We start from the raw sequence: 15,698 nt of genomic DNA, 5'->3' as shown, positions 1-15,698 counted from the left end.
GAGTGTTTGGCGTTAGCGTTCAATCTTTGGCGAATAGAGGGAGTATGCGGTAATCTGCCCTGCCACGATCGCTGAGAACATAAACAACGCAGAAAGCCCGATACTTGGAATGGGCAAAATCGATTGTTCAAAGACGGATTGGCCCGCACTGACTAACACGCGGCTACCCGGAACCAAAATGATGATGCCCTGCACAATGTAGATGCTACCCGTCAGTTCCATTTTTTTCGCCAACCATGTGCCGTATAAAGTGATCAGCACTGTCGTTACCCAAGTTCCGACGACCCAGCCGCTTTCAAAGCCTAAATAAAATGGCCCCCACATGCCGAGCATCGCTACCGGCAGCCCCAGCAAAATGTCCTTTGGTCTTGCGTTAAAGATAATGCCGAGTGAAATCGAAATCAGAAACAGGCCACTGACGTGTAACCAAATCGGAACTTGATTGATGTAGGTGCTAGCGGCAGCTTGCCCCCAGATGGCTTCACCAATGTTGAGCCCCATGACGATACCGACAAACAGCTTAATCAACGAGAGCGCACTTTGTCCGAGTAAGCTCGTGCCAGACACCAAATCATTGAAGGCGAGACACTCAAGGGAGTTGGCAATCGACAACCCCGGAACGAACAGCACGATGGAGGCAATACAAAGTGCCCAGACCGGTATCTGCGCCGATGTGCTGGCAAAATAGGCCACCAGAATGCCAGTCAATAACGCCGAGACAAACTCCACCGCGATCGCACGGCGAGCTTTACACACTTGCTGCGTCATCCACACCACAAAACCAAGTAGCACAGAGAGTAAAATCGCATCGATGGTACTGCCGACCAGCATCAAATAGGCCGGTGGAATCCCCATGTTCGCCAGAGCAATCACCCATTTCGGGTAACCGATAGGCTCTGGAACAGGTTCGGAGCTGGGTTGGTTAATACGAATGATGGTATTGGCCAATAAACTCAGATTGATCGACGCGAGAGGATGGCGGCGCATCACGACGGCGTTATTGTCATCCGGAAACTGATAGTTCACCGTGGTAGGCGTGGCTTGAACCATCACATCGACGTCGTGTTTACGGGCGTAAAACTTAGTGTATTTTTCTAGCTTATAAGGCGCACAGCCGCTGCGATGGAGCGTGTCTCCGATTTCGACGATTTTTTTGATTCGGTATTCTGAAGGCATGAGTGAATGACATCCGTTGGAATGCACAAAGTTGAGTGCGCGAAAGGTATCAGAGCGTGACTAGCGTGTAAATATCGAACAGCGCATTGTTATAGAGGTGGGGTAACCGATGTTTTAAAACTGATGACGCATGCGCTTATGCCAATCTATGGATCAAAAATGAAAACTAGGGTTTTGCTGTATATAAATGGCGCTACTTTTGCCTGTGTTGAAGTGATTTAGATCATAAAACAGCCACTATTTTTAGATGTAACGTTTGTTATCGACTTGTAATTTTTGTGCCGATTTATGTGTGTGAAGGCTGCAAGCCCAGGTAATGTAATCACTCCAGTAAATCTATCTGTAACAATTATTTAACCATTGTTGATTCTGGTCGGATGAGCCTATTTTGGGTCAAAAAACGCGCTTGCATTTGGTGGGGGAAAGGCGAAAATATACGCAAAATGAGTTTGCGAAAATGAAAGGAAGCTTTTTTCTAGGTTTAAAAAGCGAGGCACACAATGAAACTGTTTCTTATCCTTATGATGTCTGTATCTGCGGGCGTAGCGTCTGCTGATCACTTTCACTCTTTCTTGCTCGGTGTTTCGATTGCGACACTGGCAGTCGCAAGCTGCTACTGGTGCGCGTTTCAGCGTGTTCAATTCCCGCAATTGGCGTTGGCGATGTTGATACTCGGTTTGTTCGCGAAATTTTTTGTCGCCGCAGCGGGCGTGCTCTTCGGTGTATCACAAGGCCTAATCACTTCACCGCTGGTATTTGTGATGAGCTACCTCTACTTCTCTATCGTCGCGACGTACCTTTGGTATCGCTACCGCAACCGACGCATCAAAAATCCATTTTCGGTGAAACGAACGCTCTCCGGATCCGCAAATTGATAAGCGAAATCCACACTAAGCATCGATGCTGAGTGTTGTGACCTATTGCTAAAGCCAGCGACCAGTCGCTGGCTTTTTCGTCCTTACTCTTTTTACCTGTTGCCGTGTGATTTTTACGTCAAATCTCGCTCAATAGTAACCATTGATTACAACAGGGCTGCAAGCAGCATCAGGTTGTTTATACTCAGGTATGTGTGTTAACCCAACAGGACATTTACCGCGAAATATGAAAAAACACTCTTTGATAGCGTCGGTCTTCCTTTCTTCTTTGGCGACTGCTCACGTAGCAGTGGCTGCTCCAACGATTGTTCCTGATGCGCCGGTGTTGGGCGCCAATGGGTATATTTTGATGGACTACAACACAGGTCACGTGTTAGTCGAGAAAAACGCCGACACCAAACTTAACCCAGCCAGTCTGACTAAGTTGATGACGGCCTATGTCGCTGGGCAAGAAGTGAAAGCAGGCAACATCTCCTTAGACGATGATGTTCGAATTAGCCAACGCGCATGGGCGAAGAACTTCCCTGATTCATCGAAGATGTTCATTGAAGTCGGCACCGACGTGAAGTTGATGGATCTCTACCGCGGGTTGATTGTTCAATCAGGTAATGACGCCAGTGTCGCCATTGCTGAGCATGTGGCAGGCAGCGAGGACGCGTTCGTTAGCTTGATGAACTCTTGGGCGGACAAGTTGACACTCACCAACACGTCCTACACCAACCCCCATGGTCTAGATAGCGATGGTCTGTTCTCCACACCTCGGGATATCGCTAAGCTCAGCCAAGCGATTATTCGTGATCTACCGGACATTTATCCGCTCTACAGCGAAACCTCCTACACCTACAACGGCATTACTCAATACAACCGTAACGGTTTATTGCGTGACCGCAGCATGAATGTCGATGGTATGAAAACCGGTTATACCAGCGGCGCCGGCTACAGCTTAGCGACATCAGCAACCAGTGGCGACATGCGTTTGATATCGGTTGTGATGGGTTCAAGCAGCACCAAATCACGTGAGTCAGAAAGCAAGCAGTTACTGAGCTACGGTTTTCGCTTCTTCGATACCATCTCGCCAACCCGAGCCGGTCAATCGGTCGCCTCACCTAAAGTGTGGATGGGTAAAACCGATACCGTGGACGTGGGTGTGGAAAAAGATGTTTTCATCACTCTAGCGAAAGGAGACGTCACCAAGCTCACCGCCGAAGTTGAATTTAGTTCCGATCTTGTTGCGCCGATTGCACAAGGCGAAACCCTAGGACAAGTCATTTACAGCATCGATGGCGAAACCGTGGCGACGGCCCCACTGATTGCCCAGCAACCTGTCGAGGAAGGTGGCTTGTTTAAGAAGCTGGTGGATTGGTTTAAGCGCCTGCTAGCGAGCCTGTTCTAACTCTCCCCTCGATATATCGCGGGCACTTTGTGCCCGCAGATTTCTCGCCAAAGATTCAAATTGCGCTAACTTCTCTCTGACATCGTCTTGACGCGCTGCGCGGACAATACCGCCTTATTGACTCAACTTTATTATCGCGACCATTGAACAACGAGAGCAGCATGGAATTTACCGAACAAGACAGAGAGGCGATCTACACGACTTGGATGTCGCAAAAATCAAAGATGCGCCTAACGCAAATGGAGTTTGCGAAGAAACTGGGCATGAACCAACTGAGCTTCTCGCGCGTGCTGCGCGGTGAGGCGCCGATGACAATGCCTTTTGTCACCAAGTTCTGTCACTTACTTCACTTAGACCCCAAATTGGTGGTGCCCAGCTTAAAAGAACGCAGCGATCAGGGACCGAAAATTGTCTACTTGCAGAGCCGTATGAGCGTTGATGGCGAAATCCAAAACGCCTATATCGAAGGCAATCAAGTGATTGTCGAATACGCACATGTGGTGCGAGAAGGGTAGTCATGTTAGGGTATCGCGCGACCCATTTATCCAAACAGCGCACTCTGGTTACCCCACCATGCTTGAAAAAGAAAACCTCATCAAACTGGCTCGCACCCCTATGCCTTTTGGCAAATACGCGGGCCGCATGCTCATTGACCTACCTGAAGAATACCTGCTGTGGTTCGATAAAAAAGGCTGGCCGAACGGTGAGCTTGGTCAGTTATTGAAGCTGTGCCTCGCACTCAAAATTGAAGGGTTAGATAGCGTGGTAAAACCGCTAAAGCGCCTATGATTTGCCGCAGATACTCCCACTTTAACGACAAGAAACCGTATGAAACTTGATATCAACGCACTGAAACACCACCAACTAGTCGAAGATGGTCAATTGGAAGGGTGTTACATTCATCAACCTGCTAAGGGCAGTCAGCAAGACGACCAAGCCGTATTGGCCGAGCGCCAAGCACTAGAGAATATGGGATATAAGGTCGTCCAGGTACAAACTAAAGGCCGTACCACAACGTTTTCTGAAGCCATGCAAGAGCTAGCCAAGAAGACGGCCAATCAGTCTAAGTAGTTAGCGACAGTGCCTATCGTTGTCTGAATGGATATCACTATGCGCTGACCCCTTCGTGATCGGTAGATTGGGAAGGTAAACCCATTAAATTGCCTTCTTTTCCACTAATTGGTCGAGAATTGAACTGGCTTTCTCTCTAAACAAATCTCTCAATAAACGAACCGTTGGCGTGATTGACTGTCTGCTAGGGCAGACCAACCAAAGTTCGGTCGGTGTGGGCTTATAATTGCGCATAATACTGACGACACGCCCATTCAGAAGGTCATCGGACATATCGAGACAAGACTTAATAGCGATCCCTTTCCCTGCAACACACCAGCGTCTCACTAGGTCCCCATCATTTGAAGCCCTGTTACCCTTCAGCTTTACCTTGTGAGTAATACCTTGATCGCTAAATTGCCACTCATTTTGCAAGACATCATGTAGCTGATAAAACAGTGCATTGTGTTGTAGCAGATCATTGGGGTGCGTTGGCGTTTGATGCTCAGATAAATAGCTCGGGCTTGCACACAATACCCTAGGTACATCGCAGATCTTAAATCCATACATATTGGCATCAGTTGGTGACCCATAGCGCAATGCCAGATCAACAGAGTCACGATAAAAATCAATAGTGCTATCACTGATGTTTGAGCGCAGTGATACATTTGGGTATTGGCACAAAAACTCATCTAACCAATACGTGACAAGGTTTCGGCCTAAATCAGAGGATAGGGCGATACGAATCTCACCATGGATAGTGCCTAATTCCTCGTGTAGGCTCATTTTGGCCTGTTCAAGTTGCTTTAGTGCTTCCTCACACTTAGGTAAGTAGCGCTCTCCAGCAGGCGATAGTCTCAAGTGGCGTGTAGTGCGCACAAAAAGCTCGACACCCAAAGAGGCTTCTACGCGCTTTACTGCAGCACTAGCTGTCGCGGTGCGCATATCTAAATTGGTTGCCGCTGCGGTGATACTACGAAACTCCGCCACTTTCAAAATCACCTGTAAATCTTCCAAGAGCATAACGAGACCTTTCCAGTCCAGAGAGGACAACATTGAGGTATGAGTTAAACCATATATAGCAATGGAGCGTTTTGAGCAATCTATTTTCAAATTATTTTTGAAAATAATTCAATTTATCACCTGTTTTTAATGGTAAATGATTATTCTACTATACAAACGAACCGAAACACGCCGCCAAGTGTAGTGGTCACGCTACTATCAAATGATTTTTGATACTGCTTAAAAAATGAAAGGATAAACCTGAAAGTTACTGTATCTATACTAAATGGTATAGCAAGCTCTTTTGCTTTGGAAGGAGTTTAACTTTTTGTTTTGTATGATTTTTAATGCGTTGATATATAAAGGAAGCAAACATGACTAAATTAACTATTGTTGCAAATATTGTGGCGAATGAAGATAAAGTTGAGCTGGTAAAAACAGAGCTACTCAAGTTGATTGACATTACTCGCTCGGAGGAAGGGTGCGTTAATTATGACTTACATCAAGACAACGAAAATCCAGCTCATTTCTTGTTTTTCGAAAACTGGGCATCCCGTGAACTGTGGCAAGCACACATGGGGAACAAACACCTAGCCGATTACCTGGCGGCAACAGAAGGAGCCGTAGCGAGCTTTACCATTAACGAAATGACTCAAATCGCGTAATTCTGTATTGGGAGCACGTTGGTTATTTGTCGTAGCCCGTTCTCCAGAGTATCCCATTAAGGTATATCGAATGAAAAACATCAAACCACTTCTAGCAATTACGATTGCGGCTATCTTAAACACTGCGCAAGCCGCGGATATTGAAGTTGTCGCCCAGCTCAACGGAACACGTCCAGGAAACATCACGGTTACTGAACAAGGCCGCACATTCCTATCTATGCAACCTCTAGATGGACCTCAACACCGTGTTGTTGAGCTGATGAAAGATGGTTCAACAAAACCTTTTCCTAGTGAGGATTGGGCAAATGGTCCCGAGATTGGCGAGGTCGGTTTGTCTTCGGTGATTGGTATTGATAGTACAGACGACGGTGTCGTTTGGATTCTCGATATGGGCAGTGCTGAAGCGCCAGCGCAGATTGTTGCTTGGGATACGGAAAAAAACACCTTGTTTAAGCGTTTAGAGATAAGCAAAGATGTGACAGTTGGCAACTCTTTCCTGCAAGACTTTGCTTTAGATACAAAACGCAACCAGATGTATATTGCGGATACTAGCCTTGGAAATCTATTTGGTGAGCCGGCACCAGCTTTTATTGTGGTGGATCTAGAAACTGGTAAGTCTAGACGCGTGCTTGAATCATATAAGGCTTTACTATCACCAGAGTATGATGTGGTAATTGATGGCTCATTGATGGGGACGAAGCGCGAAGATGGTTCATCGGATGCACTCTACCTTGGACTAAATCCTATCACAATTGATGCGGCGAACGAATGGGTCTACTTCGGCACGGTTAATGGTAGCGCTATCTACCGGTTACCAGCGGGCGCTCTTGCAAACGAAAATCTGACTGACATAGAGCTAGCTCACTCCATTGAGTTCTATAACGAAAAACGGCCGAGTGACGGTATGATCATTTCGGAAAATGGAGATATTTATGTGGGCGATGTTGAGAAAAACGCGGTGAGTATTGTAACCAGTGAGAATTTCAAGACATTTGCACAAGACGATGAATTGCTCTCATGGGCGGATGGCTTCTCCATTCACGGGGGCTACCTCTACATTACGCAAAACTCCCTGCACCTAAATCCTGCTCTGAATGAAGGAGAGGAAGGGGCAAGCAAACCGTTCCACGTTTTACGCATCAAACTATACTAGTGAGTTGTCACTACTCCCTCCACTATTAAGCGTATGCTCTTCGCCATAACATACGCTTTTTGTTTTGGTTGCCACTCTCGTCCATTAAAATTTATTTGGTTATGCAATGACCTTTTTGTACTAAGCAGTAGAGCCCTTTGATTTTCAAAAATTAATTGAATGTGACTAAAAGATTGGGCGCTTTATCGCGAATATCAGAACGCTATCATTAAGCTGTCCAATTAAAGGAGAATGAACAATGTCAGTCCCAAATACAATGAAAGCCATTGGCTTTACCCGATCATTAGCAATTACCGAGAAGGAAAGCTTGGTTGAGTTTGATACAAGTATTCCTGAACTAAGAGAGGACGATCTTCTCGTCAAAGTGAGTGCTACTTCCATTAACCCTGCAGATGCGAAAATTCGTATCCGTAATGCAAAAGACAAAACTCTAGCGCAACCCAAAGTACTCGGTTACGACGCAGTTGGTGAAGTGATTGCTAAGGGTGGCAATGTTTCAGGCTTCAACATAGGTGATCGTGTGTATTATGCAGGTGATGTAACTCGTATGGGCGCTAATGCTGAATACCAAGTAGTCGACTACCGAATTACCGCTCACGCACCACATAGTCTTTCTGATGAGTCTGCGGCAGTGATGCCATTGGCGACATTGACCGGCTGGGAAGCTTTGTTTGATCGTCTGCGTATTCGTCCAGAAGAAAAGAAATCGATCTTGATTATTGGTGGTGCGGGGGGCGTTGGCTCAATAACTATTCAATTGGCGAAACAGCTCACTAATCTGACTGTGATTGCTACGGCTTCAAGGCTTGAGACAGAACAATGGGTAAAGGGCATGGGCGCTGACCACGTTGTCAATCACCGTAATCTAGTAGAATCTGTACGTGAAAAGGGCATCGAACATGTTGACTACATCTTCAATGTGGCTGATACCAAAGGTCATTGGGATGCGATGGTCGAGCTAATTGCTCCACAAGGCATGATCAGTTCAATTGTAGAGTTCGATGGTGGTGTCGATCTCTCTGCACTACAAGGTAAATCAGCAGGCTTTGTCTGGGAGTTAATGTTTACCCGCTCATTGTTTAACACTGACGATCTTCAGAAGCAGCAAGAGATTCTCTTCCAAGTTGCGAACTTGATCGATGCAGGGCGTATTAAGTCGACACTTACCACAACATTGAAGGGCTTCAGTGTCGAGACGTTCAAAGAGGCACATCAACGCATAGAAAGTGGTGCTTCAATTGGCAAAACTGCAATTAAATATTAAATCAGCGCTAGATACACTGAGTGTGTATGACTGATTGTTGACAAGACTGATTAAGCGGAAAAATCATTATGAAAAGTGAAATTATCAAGGATTTAGAGCAACGGTACACAGCAAAACGTTACGACAAACATAAACGCATTCCCCAAGAACAACTGAATATTATTTATGAAGCGATTCGTTTGTCTGCGTCATCAATAAACTCGCAACCTTGGAAATTTATTGTTATTGAAAGTGATGAGGCAAAAGAGCGTATGCATCGCACGTTTAGAAATAAGCATCACTTCAATCAGCCCCATATTAAGGCAGCCTCTCATATTATTCTGTTTGCGCATAACCCTAGCTATACCCGTGAAGATTACGCGAAGGTTGTTGATAAAGGGATTGCTGATGGGCGAGTCTTGCCGGAGAATCGAGAGCAAGCGTTTGGTAGTTTCGCATTTGCCGAGCTAAATACCCATGATTCCGGCGATACCTCTGCTTGGACCAAAGCACAAACCTATTTGGCATTGGGTAATACATTACATGTGTTGGCTCGATTAGGAATCGACTCTACTACAATGGAAGGCGTAGACTCTGCATTAATCAGCGAAGAGTTTTGCCGAGAACTGGGTGGGTATCAATGTGATGTCGCACTGGCCATGGGTTACCACCATCAAGAAGAAGACTATAATGCAAGTTTACCTAAATCGAGGCTGGCTCTTGATTCAGTGTTAACGGTGCTATAGGCCACACAAGCATGAGTGAGATTTCATCACCTCTCATGCTTTCCCGCTGCGTCTCCTTGCTATACCATTGTTTTGGGCAGATTGATTAATGGATCGTTGAATTACAAAATTATCCACATCCTTCTGTCCCATCACAATTCAGAAGTTATTCCACTAGCAGCGCTTTTATCTTTGGCATCACCTCTTTTGTGGCGAGGTACCCGGCTTCAATAGCCTGCTCTTTTTCATCAAATGCACCGCTGCTGCTTGGCTCAAACTTTGGGGCAATGATGATGTCTGCACTATTTAGCTCTTGCTGAGATAACCGACAGCTCTGCATGCGAAAAGTAGCAAGGGTGACCTTGCTTGCTTGTGCGTCAGGAGTCGGTTGATTGTGGCAAAATATATCGACTGCAATGATCTTTTGTGCGCCTAACTCTCTTGCCGCATCGACAGGAATCACGCTAAGAACACCACCATCAACCAGAATATCTCCTTGGTGCTCAATCGGGACAAATGCCCCAGGGATTGTTGATGAGGTTTGCACCGCGTTACCGGGATTTCCGGAACGAATCATCACGACTTCTTGCGTTGTGAGATTGGTAGCGGTAACGGCGACAGGTATTGGCATATCAGTTAAGTCATCATAGTCAACTTGGCTATTTATCCATTCAGAGAGTCTTTTCCCATTAACTAACCCTCTTGAAGACACCACAAAATCGGCCAGATCTAATATGCCAATCTCTTCAATTGCCGCTTCCATTTTCTCAACGCTCATGCCCGATGCATAGAGGACCGCCGCGATTGAACCTGCGGAAGTGCCGCTCACCACTTCTGCTTTTACCCCCTCTTCTTCGAGCGCTTTAATAACCCCAAGATGCATAAACCCTCGAACACCACCACCGCCAAAAGCAATACCGAGTTCATGTTTATCAGGTACTGGGGTCGTTACTGCGTTAAGGTCTTCGTAAACATTAGGAGAAGAGCAAGCCACTAAGCTGGCTGCTATGACTGAAAACATTAGCCTCTTGAACATCAAATTTTCCTAAATTGTGGAATCATCATCGTCTGATCCTCTGTCATCTTGTTGAGCTAGTTACTTCGATTTGTAAGCTGCTATCGGAGCGAGTATCGTCAATAATAGTTGACTATATCTCTCAAAAGGTTTGCTCAAATAGGTCAAATACTCTTTAAAAAATGCCTATTTGTATCACCACGGCGATTGAGGCACAAAATGAAACAGAGAATTAAACAAATAGTAGAGAGCCGGATTGTTGAAGATGGCATGGTCGAAACGGGCATCAAAGGTGTTAGTTTGTTTCGAGTGACGCACTCGATACCCTGTGCACCTGCGGTATATGAACCGACGGTGATTGTTATTTTGAGTGGTAAGAAAGAAGCGATTCTCGACGGCGATCATTACGTATATGACAGCAGTCAATATATGTGCTGTACAGTCTCTCTACCCGTCGAAGCGGGGACACCTGAAGCCTCTCCAGAAGAGCCTTTGCTAGGCGTTTATATTTCTCTAGATACCAAGGTTATGACTGAACTGGTGATTGAAATGGAGAGTGCCGTCAGCGCGATAAAACGACCAGAAAGTGGCTCGCAACCACCTGGTATGTCACTGGCTAATTGGGATGATACCTTTTCTGATGCGCTACTTAGGTTACTTCAATTGGGCGACAGTAGTATCGATACCGCTATCTTGGGTGAAAGCCGTCTGCGGGAATTCTACTACGCAGTGCTGAAAGGCGATGCTGGTATTTCTGCAAGAAGAGCGTTTGGAATTGGAAACGAAATCGCGAAGGCGATCGAGTACCTGTCACTGAACCTGAGTAAGAACGTCACTATTGATGAGCTCGCTTCTATCGTTTGCATGAGTCGTGCAGTTTTCCATCGTAAATTCAAACAAGCAACTCGTATGTCCCCTATCCAATTTATGAAGTCTATGCGCTTAAACAAAGCCGCTATGAAGATAGCAGGAGGGATGGGCGTTAACGAGGCTGCAATGGCGGTAGGGTATGTGAGCTCTTCTCAATTCAGCCGTGAGTTTAAACGTATGTATGGCCAATCGCCTAAGCAATGGAGTCAAGCCAAGGGCATGATTGAGAATATTGCGTAGTTAGCGAATTATTAGATAGTTTAAAATGCCTATTTGATACAAATAGGCATTTTTTAAAGAGCAATTCGCCTATTTCCTGTTCTGGGTGATAGATATAGTAATTCCACTGCGTCAGTGAAAGGTGACTTGCCGTGAAAAAAATTATTCTATCTATAGGAGTCAGTATGGCACTTGCTACTACAACCTTTGCTAAGGACATCAATGAGGATCTTTACCAACTGGAAAATACGGTTCATGACATGGAAGGTAATGTCTATCGAACGGTGACCATCGGTGATCAGGTCTGGTTAGCTGAAGGGCTGAGAAGTACCAAGTTCCAAGATGGTTCGGCTGTTAGCTCTGACGTCATTCCAAAAGATGATGAAGCTAACTTGTTGAAATATGGTCGACTATACAACTGGCATGATGTCGCTGATGAGAGAAACTTATGTCCTGCGGGTTGGAGAGTTGCGACAGATGAGGACTGGAAAAAGCTTGAGCGAAGCATTGGCATGCCTGAAGAGGAAGTTCACCAAGAAGGTTGGCGAGGCGGTGACCAACAGCTTGGCTTACAGCTAAAAGAGGCACAAGCTGACGGGCCATTTAAAAAGGTGGATCAGTCTTTAGTCAACAAACATAACTTCTTTGCCAGACCTGCTGGTGTTAAATGGAATGGCTTTTACATCACAGAGGGAGCTTATACCGAGTTTTGGACTGCCGATAGCGCATCTGACGCTAAAGGTATCATTCGCACATTGGCTTACTCTTGGTGGAATGCGCACAAAGGCGAAATTCGTCGTGCGACCAGCTCAAAAGATTATATGTTCAGTGTTCGCTGCGTAAAAATTTAAATTTGATCCAGAAGTTTTCTTCACTATATCAATAGCGCTTTCATTGTAGTTCTTCTATTTCTACTCGGTACTCGATATGACATATTCTTCAATTTTAATTACCGGCGCAAACTCTGGACTTGGGTTTGAGGCTGCTAAACAGTTTGCCCAAAGAAAAGGTATTTCAAAAATTATTTTGGCATGCCGAAGTGAAGAGCGAGCGGAACAAGCGCTTCAGCAGTTGGAGAAACTCACAGGCAAGAACATTTTCGAAACATTGATTGTAGATGTAAGTGATTTAGAGTCCTGTCGAAAAGCAGCTGAAAATCTTGATACCCAAGTCGATGGCATTGTATTAAATGCTGGTGGTGCAGGCGGTTCTGAGCCTACAAAACTTACAAAAGATGGTGTTATTTTTACCTTCGCAGTTAATGTATTAGGGAATATCCATTTAGCGGAACGTTTAATGAATACCGGGAAGTTAAACACTAGGGGATCGGTCGTGTATGTCGCCAGCTTTGCAGCAAGAGGAGCGCCTGAGATTGGCGCCGCGAAACCGCCGATTACAGAAGGCTCGATAGAAGAGTGGGTATCGGTTGTAAATGGAGAAAAATTTGCCCAAAACAAGGCATATACTGACCACTATGGTTCGGTAAAACTTATGGGTGCCCTATGGACCATGAGCATGGCACGCAAACATCCGAACTTTAGGTTTGTCACTGTTGATCCAGGAATGGCAGCGGGTACATCGGGGGCAGATGCTTTCCCTTGGTATCAAAAATGGGCAACCAATGCCACAATGAGAGTTCTGCAGTTCTTTGGTAAAGCACATTCTGTTGAAGTGGGTGCCAAACGTTATGTGGACGTGATGCTAAATACAGAGGATTTTGAGACTGGTATTTGGTGGGGCAGTGAAAAAGGGTTAACGGGAAAATTAGCCAACCAAGCAATACATTGGCCGGAAATTATTGGTCAAGAGTCAGTCCAAGATAATGCAAATACCGTTATTCATGAGTTTATAAAGTAGAAGTTTTAGTGTGAAATTATTCAGAGAACTCAAACAAATTTGAGCTATTGGATTAAAAATCAATAGCTTCAACTGACGGGTTATTGAGTCCCAAGTCCCAGAAAAACAGAGCAACCGCTAAGTCACTCATATTACCGTCGAACACTACACGCTTCGGGTGGCTAATTAAAACTAAACGCCCCCGAAGCGGCTCGATTCAATTGAGCTGTTGATGGTTTGATTGGTTAATTAGGCCAATAAATCCACAATGGCTTTGCCAACAGCGTGCGCGCTAGTTGGATTTTGCCCTGTGATAAGGCGGTCATCGACAATCACAAACTCTTGCCATGGCTGGACTTTAGAGTAGCGTGCAGCACTGCGTGCGAGAGACTCTTCAAGAAGAAAAGGAATGTCATTGATTGTACCGAAGTCAACTTCTTCTTCGCGAGTAAAGCCTGTCACGGATTTAGAGGCGATGAGCTTCTCACCGTTGCTGAGTGTGATTGGCAGAAGAGCACCAGGACCATGACATACTGCCGCAATAATACCGCCGTTTTCATAGTGTGTTGCGGAGATATTTGCGAATTCTTCATTGCTTGCTAGGTCTGAAAGAAGGCCAAAGCCTCCAGGGTAGAAGATCGCATCATAGTGTTCTCCGTTCACTTGTGATACGGGGATCGTGTTATTGATGCGGTTTTGGAAATCATCATTCGCTAAGATTTTCGCGTTGACCACATCACCTTCTATATCGGTACCGTACAGTGGCGCCTGACCACCTTTGATTGAAGCAATATCGTACCCAAAGCCAGCTTCAAGCAGTTGGTCAAGCGCATGAGTAAGCTCTGGCGCGTAAGTTCCGTTCGCTTGGTCGGTATCACCGAGTGTCGCGTGGTTTGTCACAATAATTAGTACTTTTTTCATGCTGCTTTCCTCAAATGATTTGCGTCTCTTTGTTCAACACCCTCATACTATTTGCTATTCAAATGAGTGATAATACACTGGTTTGACAAAACATTATTGCTAAATAGCAAAGGTAACTATGGATAGCTTTGAGGGTATCAACGAATTTGTTACGGTCGCGGAGAGCTTAGGGTTTTCTTCTGCAGCAAAACAATTAGGTTGCAGTACGAGTCACGTTAGCCGCCAAGTGACGAAATTAGAGGAACGACTGGGTGTGGCGTTGTTAGCTCGTTCAACACGGATGGTGAGCTTAACTGAGGCCGGTCGAGCGTATTACCAGCAATGCAAAGAGCTAGTGATTGGGCTCCAACAAGCGAACGAACAGCTTACGACACAGCAAACTCAGTTAAGTGGTACGTTGCGTGTTAGTGCCGCTGGCGCATTTTCTGAAAACTATGTCGCTCCTGCTCTAATGGAATTCGCGAAACTGCATCCGAATCTCACCGTAGAAATTAACTTCAACACCCGTATGGTCAATTTTATTGAAGATGGTTTTGACTTTGCCATCCGTTATGGACGGTTGAGTGATTCGGGGTTGGTCGCGAGAAAACTCGTTGATCGACCCATGGCAGCAGCAGCCAGCCAGCACTATATTGATGAACATGGTCTGCCTATTCATCCAGAGCAGCTAAAGCAGCATAGCTGCATCATTGCCAATAAGGATGTCTGGTTGTTTGAAAAGGATGGAAAGCCCTTAGATGGCGTCAAAGTTCAGGGGAGATGGAAAAGCAACAATGTCCACACTGTTTTACAGGCTTGCAGCGAAGGATTAGGCATCGCGTATCTACCCAAAAGCAGTTTTAACGATGCCCTTTCATCCGGTCGATTGGTCCCTATTCTGGAGCCTTATTGGGGAAGTGGTAATAGTAGCTGGATTGTTTATCAGAACCGTCACTTCCTGCCATTGAGAGCAAGGTTAGCGATCGATTATCTTCTTGAGCGCTTTTCAAAATGGCAAGAGTGAGAAACTCGGTACAAATGTGAGCAATCCAATCATCGATTGGATAATCTCTACATTTAAATTCAAAGTGGATAATTGGTGGGTTTGAGAAGCACGATCAAGTTTAAATCACGGTCTCATTAGTGTATGCGTGATACCATCAACACGTTCTTTTTCCACAGAGACACACGCATGTCATCAGATTACTACGGAACCAGCGCAGGTTATGCGCGCAAAGAAGCGGGCTATCGTGAAAAAGCGCTGAAACTTTATCCTTGGGTATGCGGCCGTTGTGCCCGAGAGTTTGTTTACTCCAATCTTCGTGAACTCACCGTGCACCACAAAGATCACGACCACACTAACAACCCGGAAGATGGCAGCAATTGGGAGCTGCTTTGTCTCTACTGCCACGACCATGAGCACAGCAAATACCTAGAGCACGAGCGCTATGGCAGCGAAATCAAGCCAGGTGAAGATGATCACCAAAGCGCGACTTACAACCCTTTTGCCGATCTGGCGAAGATGATGAAAAAATGACAAGGCGCTCGCCATTACAAGGCAAAATCATCGTTTTTC

General features: G+C 45.6%; 18 protein-coding genes. 14 read left to right on the top strand and 4 right to left on the bottom strand.

All coding sequences use genetic code 11. The features are described from left to right. Nucleotides 1-12 precede the first annotated feature (12 nt). Nucleotides 13-1,176: a threonine/serine exporter family protein gene (locus tag AC6R0S_RS03155; RefSeq protein WP_500637194.1), complete on the bottom strand. Its 1,164-nt coding sequence runs from the start codon at nt 1,174-1,176 to the stop codon at nt 13-15. A 500-nt stretch (nt 1,177-1,676) separates the two neighbouring features. On the opposite strand from AC6R0S_RS03155, the gene AC6R0S_RS03150 reads away from it, so the two are divergent. The 5 genes from AC6R0S_RS03150 (at nt 1,677) to AC6R0S_RS03130 (ending at nt 4,515) form a co-directional block, all read left to right on the top strand. Next, on the top strand, nt 1,677-2,051 hold the full coding sequence (locus tag AC6R0S_RS03150) for an NADH:ubiquinone oxidoreductase (protein WP_334553352.1): 375 nt from the start codon (nt 1,677-1,679) through the stop codon (nt 2,049-2,051). A 226-nt stretch (nt 2,052-2,277) separates the two neighbouring features. Beyond that, nucleotides 2,278-3,444 carry a serine hydrolase gene (locus tag AC6R0S_RS03145; RefSeq protein WP_500637193.1) on the top strand — a complete coding sequence of 389 codons (1,167 nt, stop codon included), beginning with the start codon at nt 2,278-2,280 and terminating at the stop codon, nt 3,442-3,444. A gap of 161 nt (nt 3,445-3,605) precedes the next feature. Further along, on the top strand, nt 3,606-3,959 hold the full coding sequence (locus AC6R0S_RS03140; RefSeq protein ID WP_334553355.1) for a helix-turn-helix domain-containing protein: 354 nt from the start codon (nt 3,606-3,608) through the stop codon (nt 3,957-3,959). A gap of 58 nt (nt 3,960-4,017) precedes the next feature. Continuing rightward, complete coding sequence (locus AC6R0S_RS03135; RefSeq protein WP_500629630.1) at nt 4,018-4,233, top strand: DUF3820 family protein; 216 nt, start codon at nt 4,018-4,020, stop codon at nt 4,231-4,233. A gap of 39 nt (nt 4,234-4,272) precedes the next feature. Then, a complete protein-coding gene (locus AC6R0S_RS03130; protein WP_500629631.1) occupies nt 4,273-4,515 on the top strand; it encodes a hypothetical protein in 243 nt (80 codons plus the stop codon). An 84-nt stretch (nt 4,516-4,599) separates the two neighbouring features. On the opposite strand, the gene AC6R0S_RS03125 is transcribed toward AC6R0S_RS03130, so the two are convergent. Further along, nucleotides 4,600-5,517, bottom strand: coding sequence for a LysR family transcriptional regulator (locus AC6R0S_RS03125; protein ID WP_500629632.1), 918 nt, complete (start codon nt 5,515-5,517; stop codon nt 4,600-4,602). A 353-nt stretch (nt 5,518-5,870) separates the two neighbouring features. On the opposite strand from AC6R0S_RS03125, the gene AC6R0S_RS03120 reads away from it, so the two are divergent. The 4 genes from AC6R0S_RS03120 to AC6R0S_RS03105 all read left to right on the top strand — a co-directional run bounded on the left by AC6R0S_RS03120 (nt 5,871) and on the right by AC6R0S_RS03105 (nt 9,303). After that, nucleotides 5,871-6,161, top strand: coding sequence for a putative quinol monooxygenase (locus AC6R0S_RS03120; protein WP_500629633.1), 291 nt, complete (start codon nt 5,871-5,873; stop codon nt 6,159-6,161). Nucleotides 6,162-6,231: 70 nt separating this feature from the next. Beyond that, the gene (locus tag AC6R0S_RS03115) at nt 6,232-7,314 is read left to right on the top strand and encodes an L-dopachrome tautomerase-related protein (RefSeq protein ID WP_500637192.1); all 1,083 of its coding nucleotides are present in this window, start codon (nt 6,232-6,234) and stop codon (nt 7,312-7,314) included. 238 nt (nt 7,315-7,552) lie between these two features. Beyond that, the gene (locus AC6R0S_RS03110) at nt 7,553-8,578 is read left to right on the top strand and encodes a zinc-binding alcohol dehydrogenase family protein (protein ID WP_500629635.1); all 1,026 of its coding nucleotides are present in this window, start codon (nt 7,553-7,555) and stop codon (nt 8,576-8,578) included. Between the two features lie 68 nt (nt 8,579-8,646). Further along, nucleotides 8,647-9,303: a nitroreductase family protein gene (locus AC6R0S_RS03105; RefSeq protein ID WP_500637191.1), complete on the top strand. Its 657-nt coding sequence runs from the start codon at nt 8,647-8,649 to the stop codon at nt 9,301-9,303. Nucleotides 9,304-9,448: 145 nt separating this feature from the next. On the opposite strand, the gene AC6R0S_RS03100 is transcribed toward AC6R0S_RS03105, so the two are convergent. After that, on the bottom strand, nt 9,449-10,318 hold the full coding sequence (locus AC6R0S_RS03100; protein WP_500637190.1) for a patatin-like phospholipase family protein: 870 nt from the start codon (nt 10,316-10,318) through the stop codon (nt 9,449-9,451). A 198-nt stretch (nt 10,319-10,516) separates the two neighbouring features. Here AC6R0S_RS03100 and AC6R0S_RS03095 point away from each other — a divergent pair, with 198 nt between their 5' ends. The 3 genes from AC6R0S_RS03095 to AC6R0S_RS03085 all read left to right on the top strand — a co-directional run bounded on the left by AC6R0S_RS03095 (nt 10,517) and on the right by AC6R0S_RS03085 (nt 13,243). After that, nucleotides 10,517-11,407: an AraC family transcriptional regulator gene (locus AC6R0S_RS03095; protein WP_500637189.1), complete on the top strand. Its 891-nt coding sequence runs from the start codon at nt 10,517-10,519 to the stop codon at nt 11,405-11,407. A gap of 164 nt (nt 11,408-11,571) precedes the next feature. After that, nucleotides 11,572-12,237: a fibrobacter succinogenes major paralogous domain-containing protein gene (locus AC6R0S_RS03090; RefSeq protein WP_500637188.1), complete on the top strand. Its 666-nt coding sequence runs from the start codon at nt 11,572-11,574 to the stop codon at nt 12,235-12,237. 76 nt (nt 12,238-12,313) lie between these two features. Continuing rightward, complete coding sequence (locus AC6R0S_RS03085; RefSeq protein WP_500637187.1) at nt 12,314-13,243, top strand: SDR family NAD(P)-dependent oxidoreductase; 930 nt, start codon at nt 12,314-12,316, stop codon at nt 13,241-13,243. Between the two features lie 228 nt (nt 13,244-13,471). On the opposite strand, the gene AC6R0S_RS03080 is transcribed toward AC6R0S_RS03085, so the two are convergent. Next, nucleotides 13,472-14,143 (bottom strand): type 1 glutamine amidotransferase domain-containing protein, encoded by a 672-nt coding sequence (locus AC6R0S_RS03080; protein WP_487903655.1) that lies wholly within the window; start codon nt 14,141-14,143, stop codon nt 13,472-13,474. 118 nt (nt 14,144-14,261) lie between these two features. On the opposite strand from AC6R0S_RS03080, the gene AC6R0S_RS03075 reads away from it, so the two are divergent. Both AC6R0S_RS03075 and AC6R0S_RS03070 read left to right on the top strand, forming a co-directional pair. Next, on the top strand, nt 14,262-15,146 hold the full coding sequence (locus AC6R0S_RS03075; protein ID WP_500625512.1) for a LysR family transcriptional regulator: 885 nt from the start codon (nt 14,262-14,264) through the stop codon (nt 15,144-15,146). A gap of 168 nt (nt 15,147-15,314) precedes the next feature. Next, complete coding sequence (locus AC6R0S_RS03070; RefSeq protein WP_500637186.1) at nt 15,315-15,659, top strand: YajD family HNH nuclease; 345 nt, start codon at nt 15,315-15,317, stop codon at nt 15,657-15,659. The last annotated feature ends 39 nt before the right edge of the window (nt 15,660-15,698 follow it).

It is taken from the genome of Vibrio sp. R15-SG3-ISO1B, from assembly GCF_059833835.1.
This window is presented reverse-complemented; position numbering and strand designations above follow the sequence as displayed.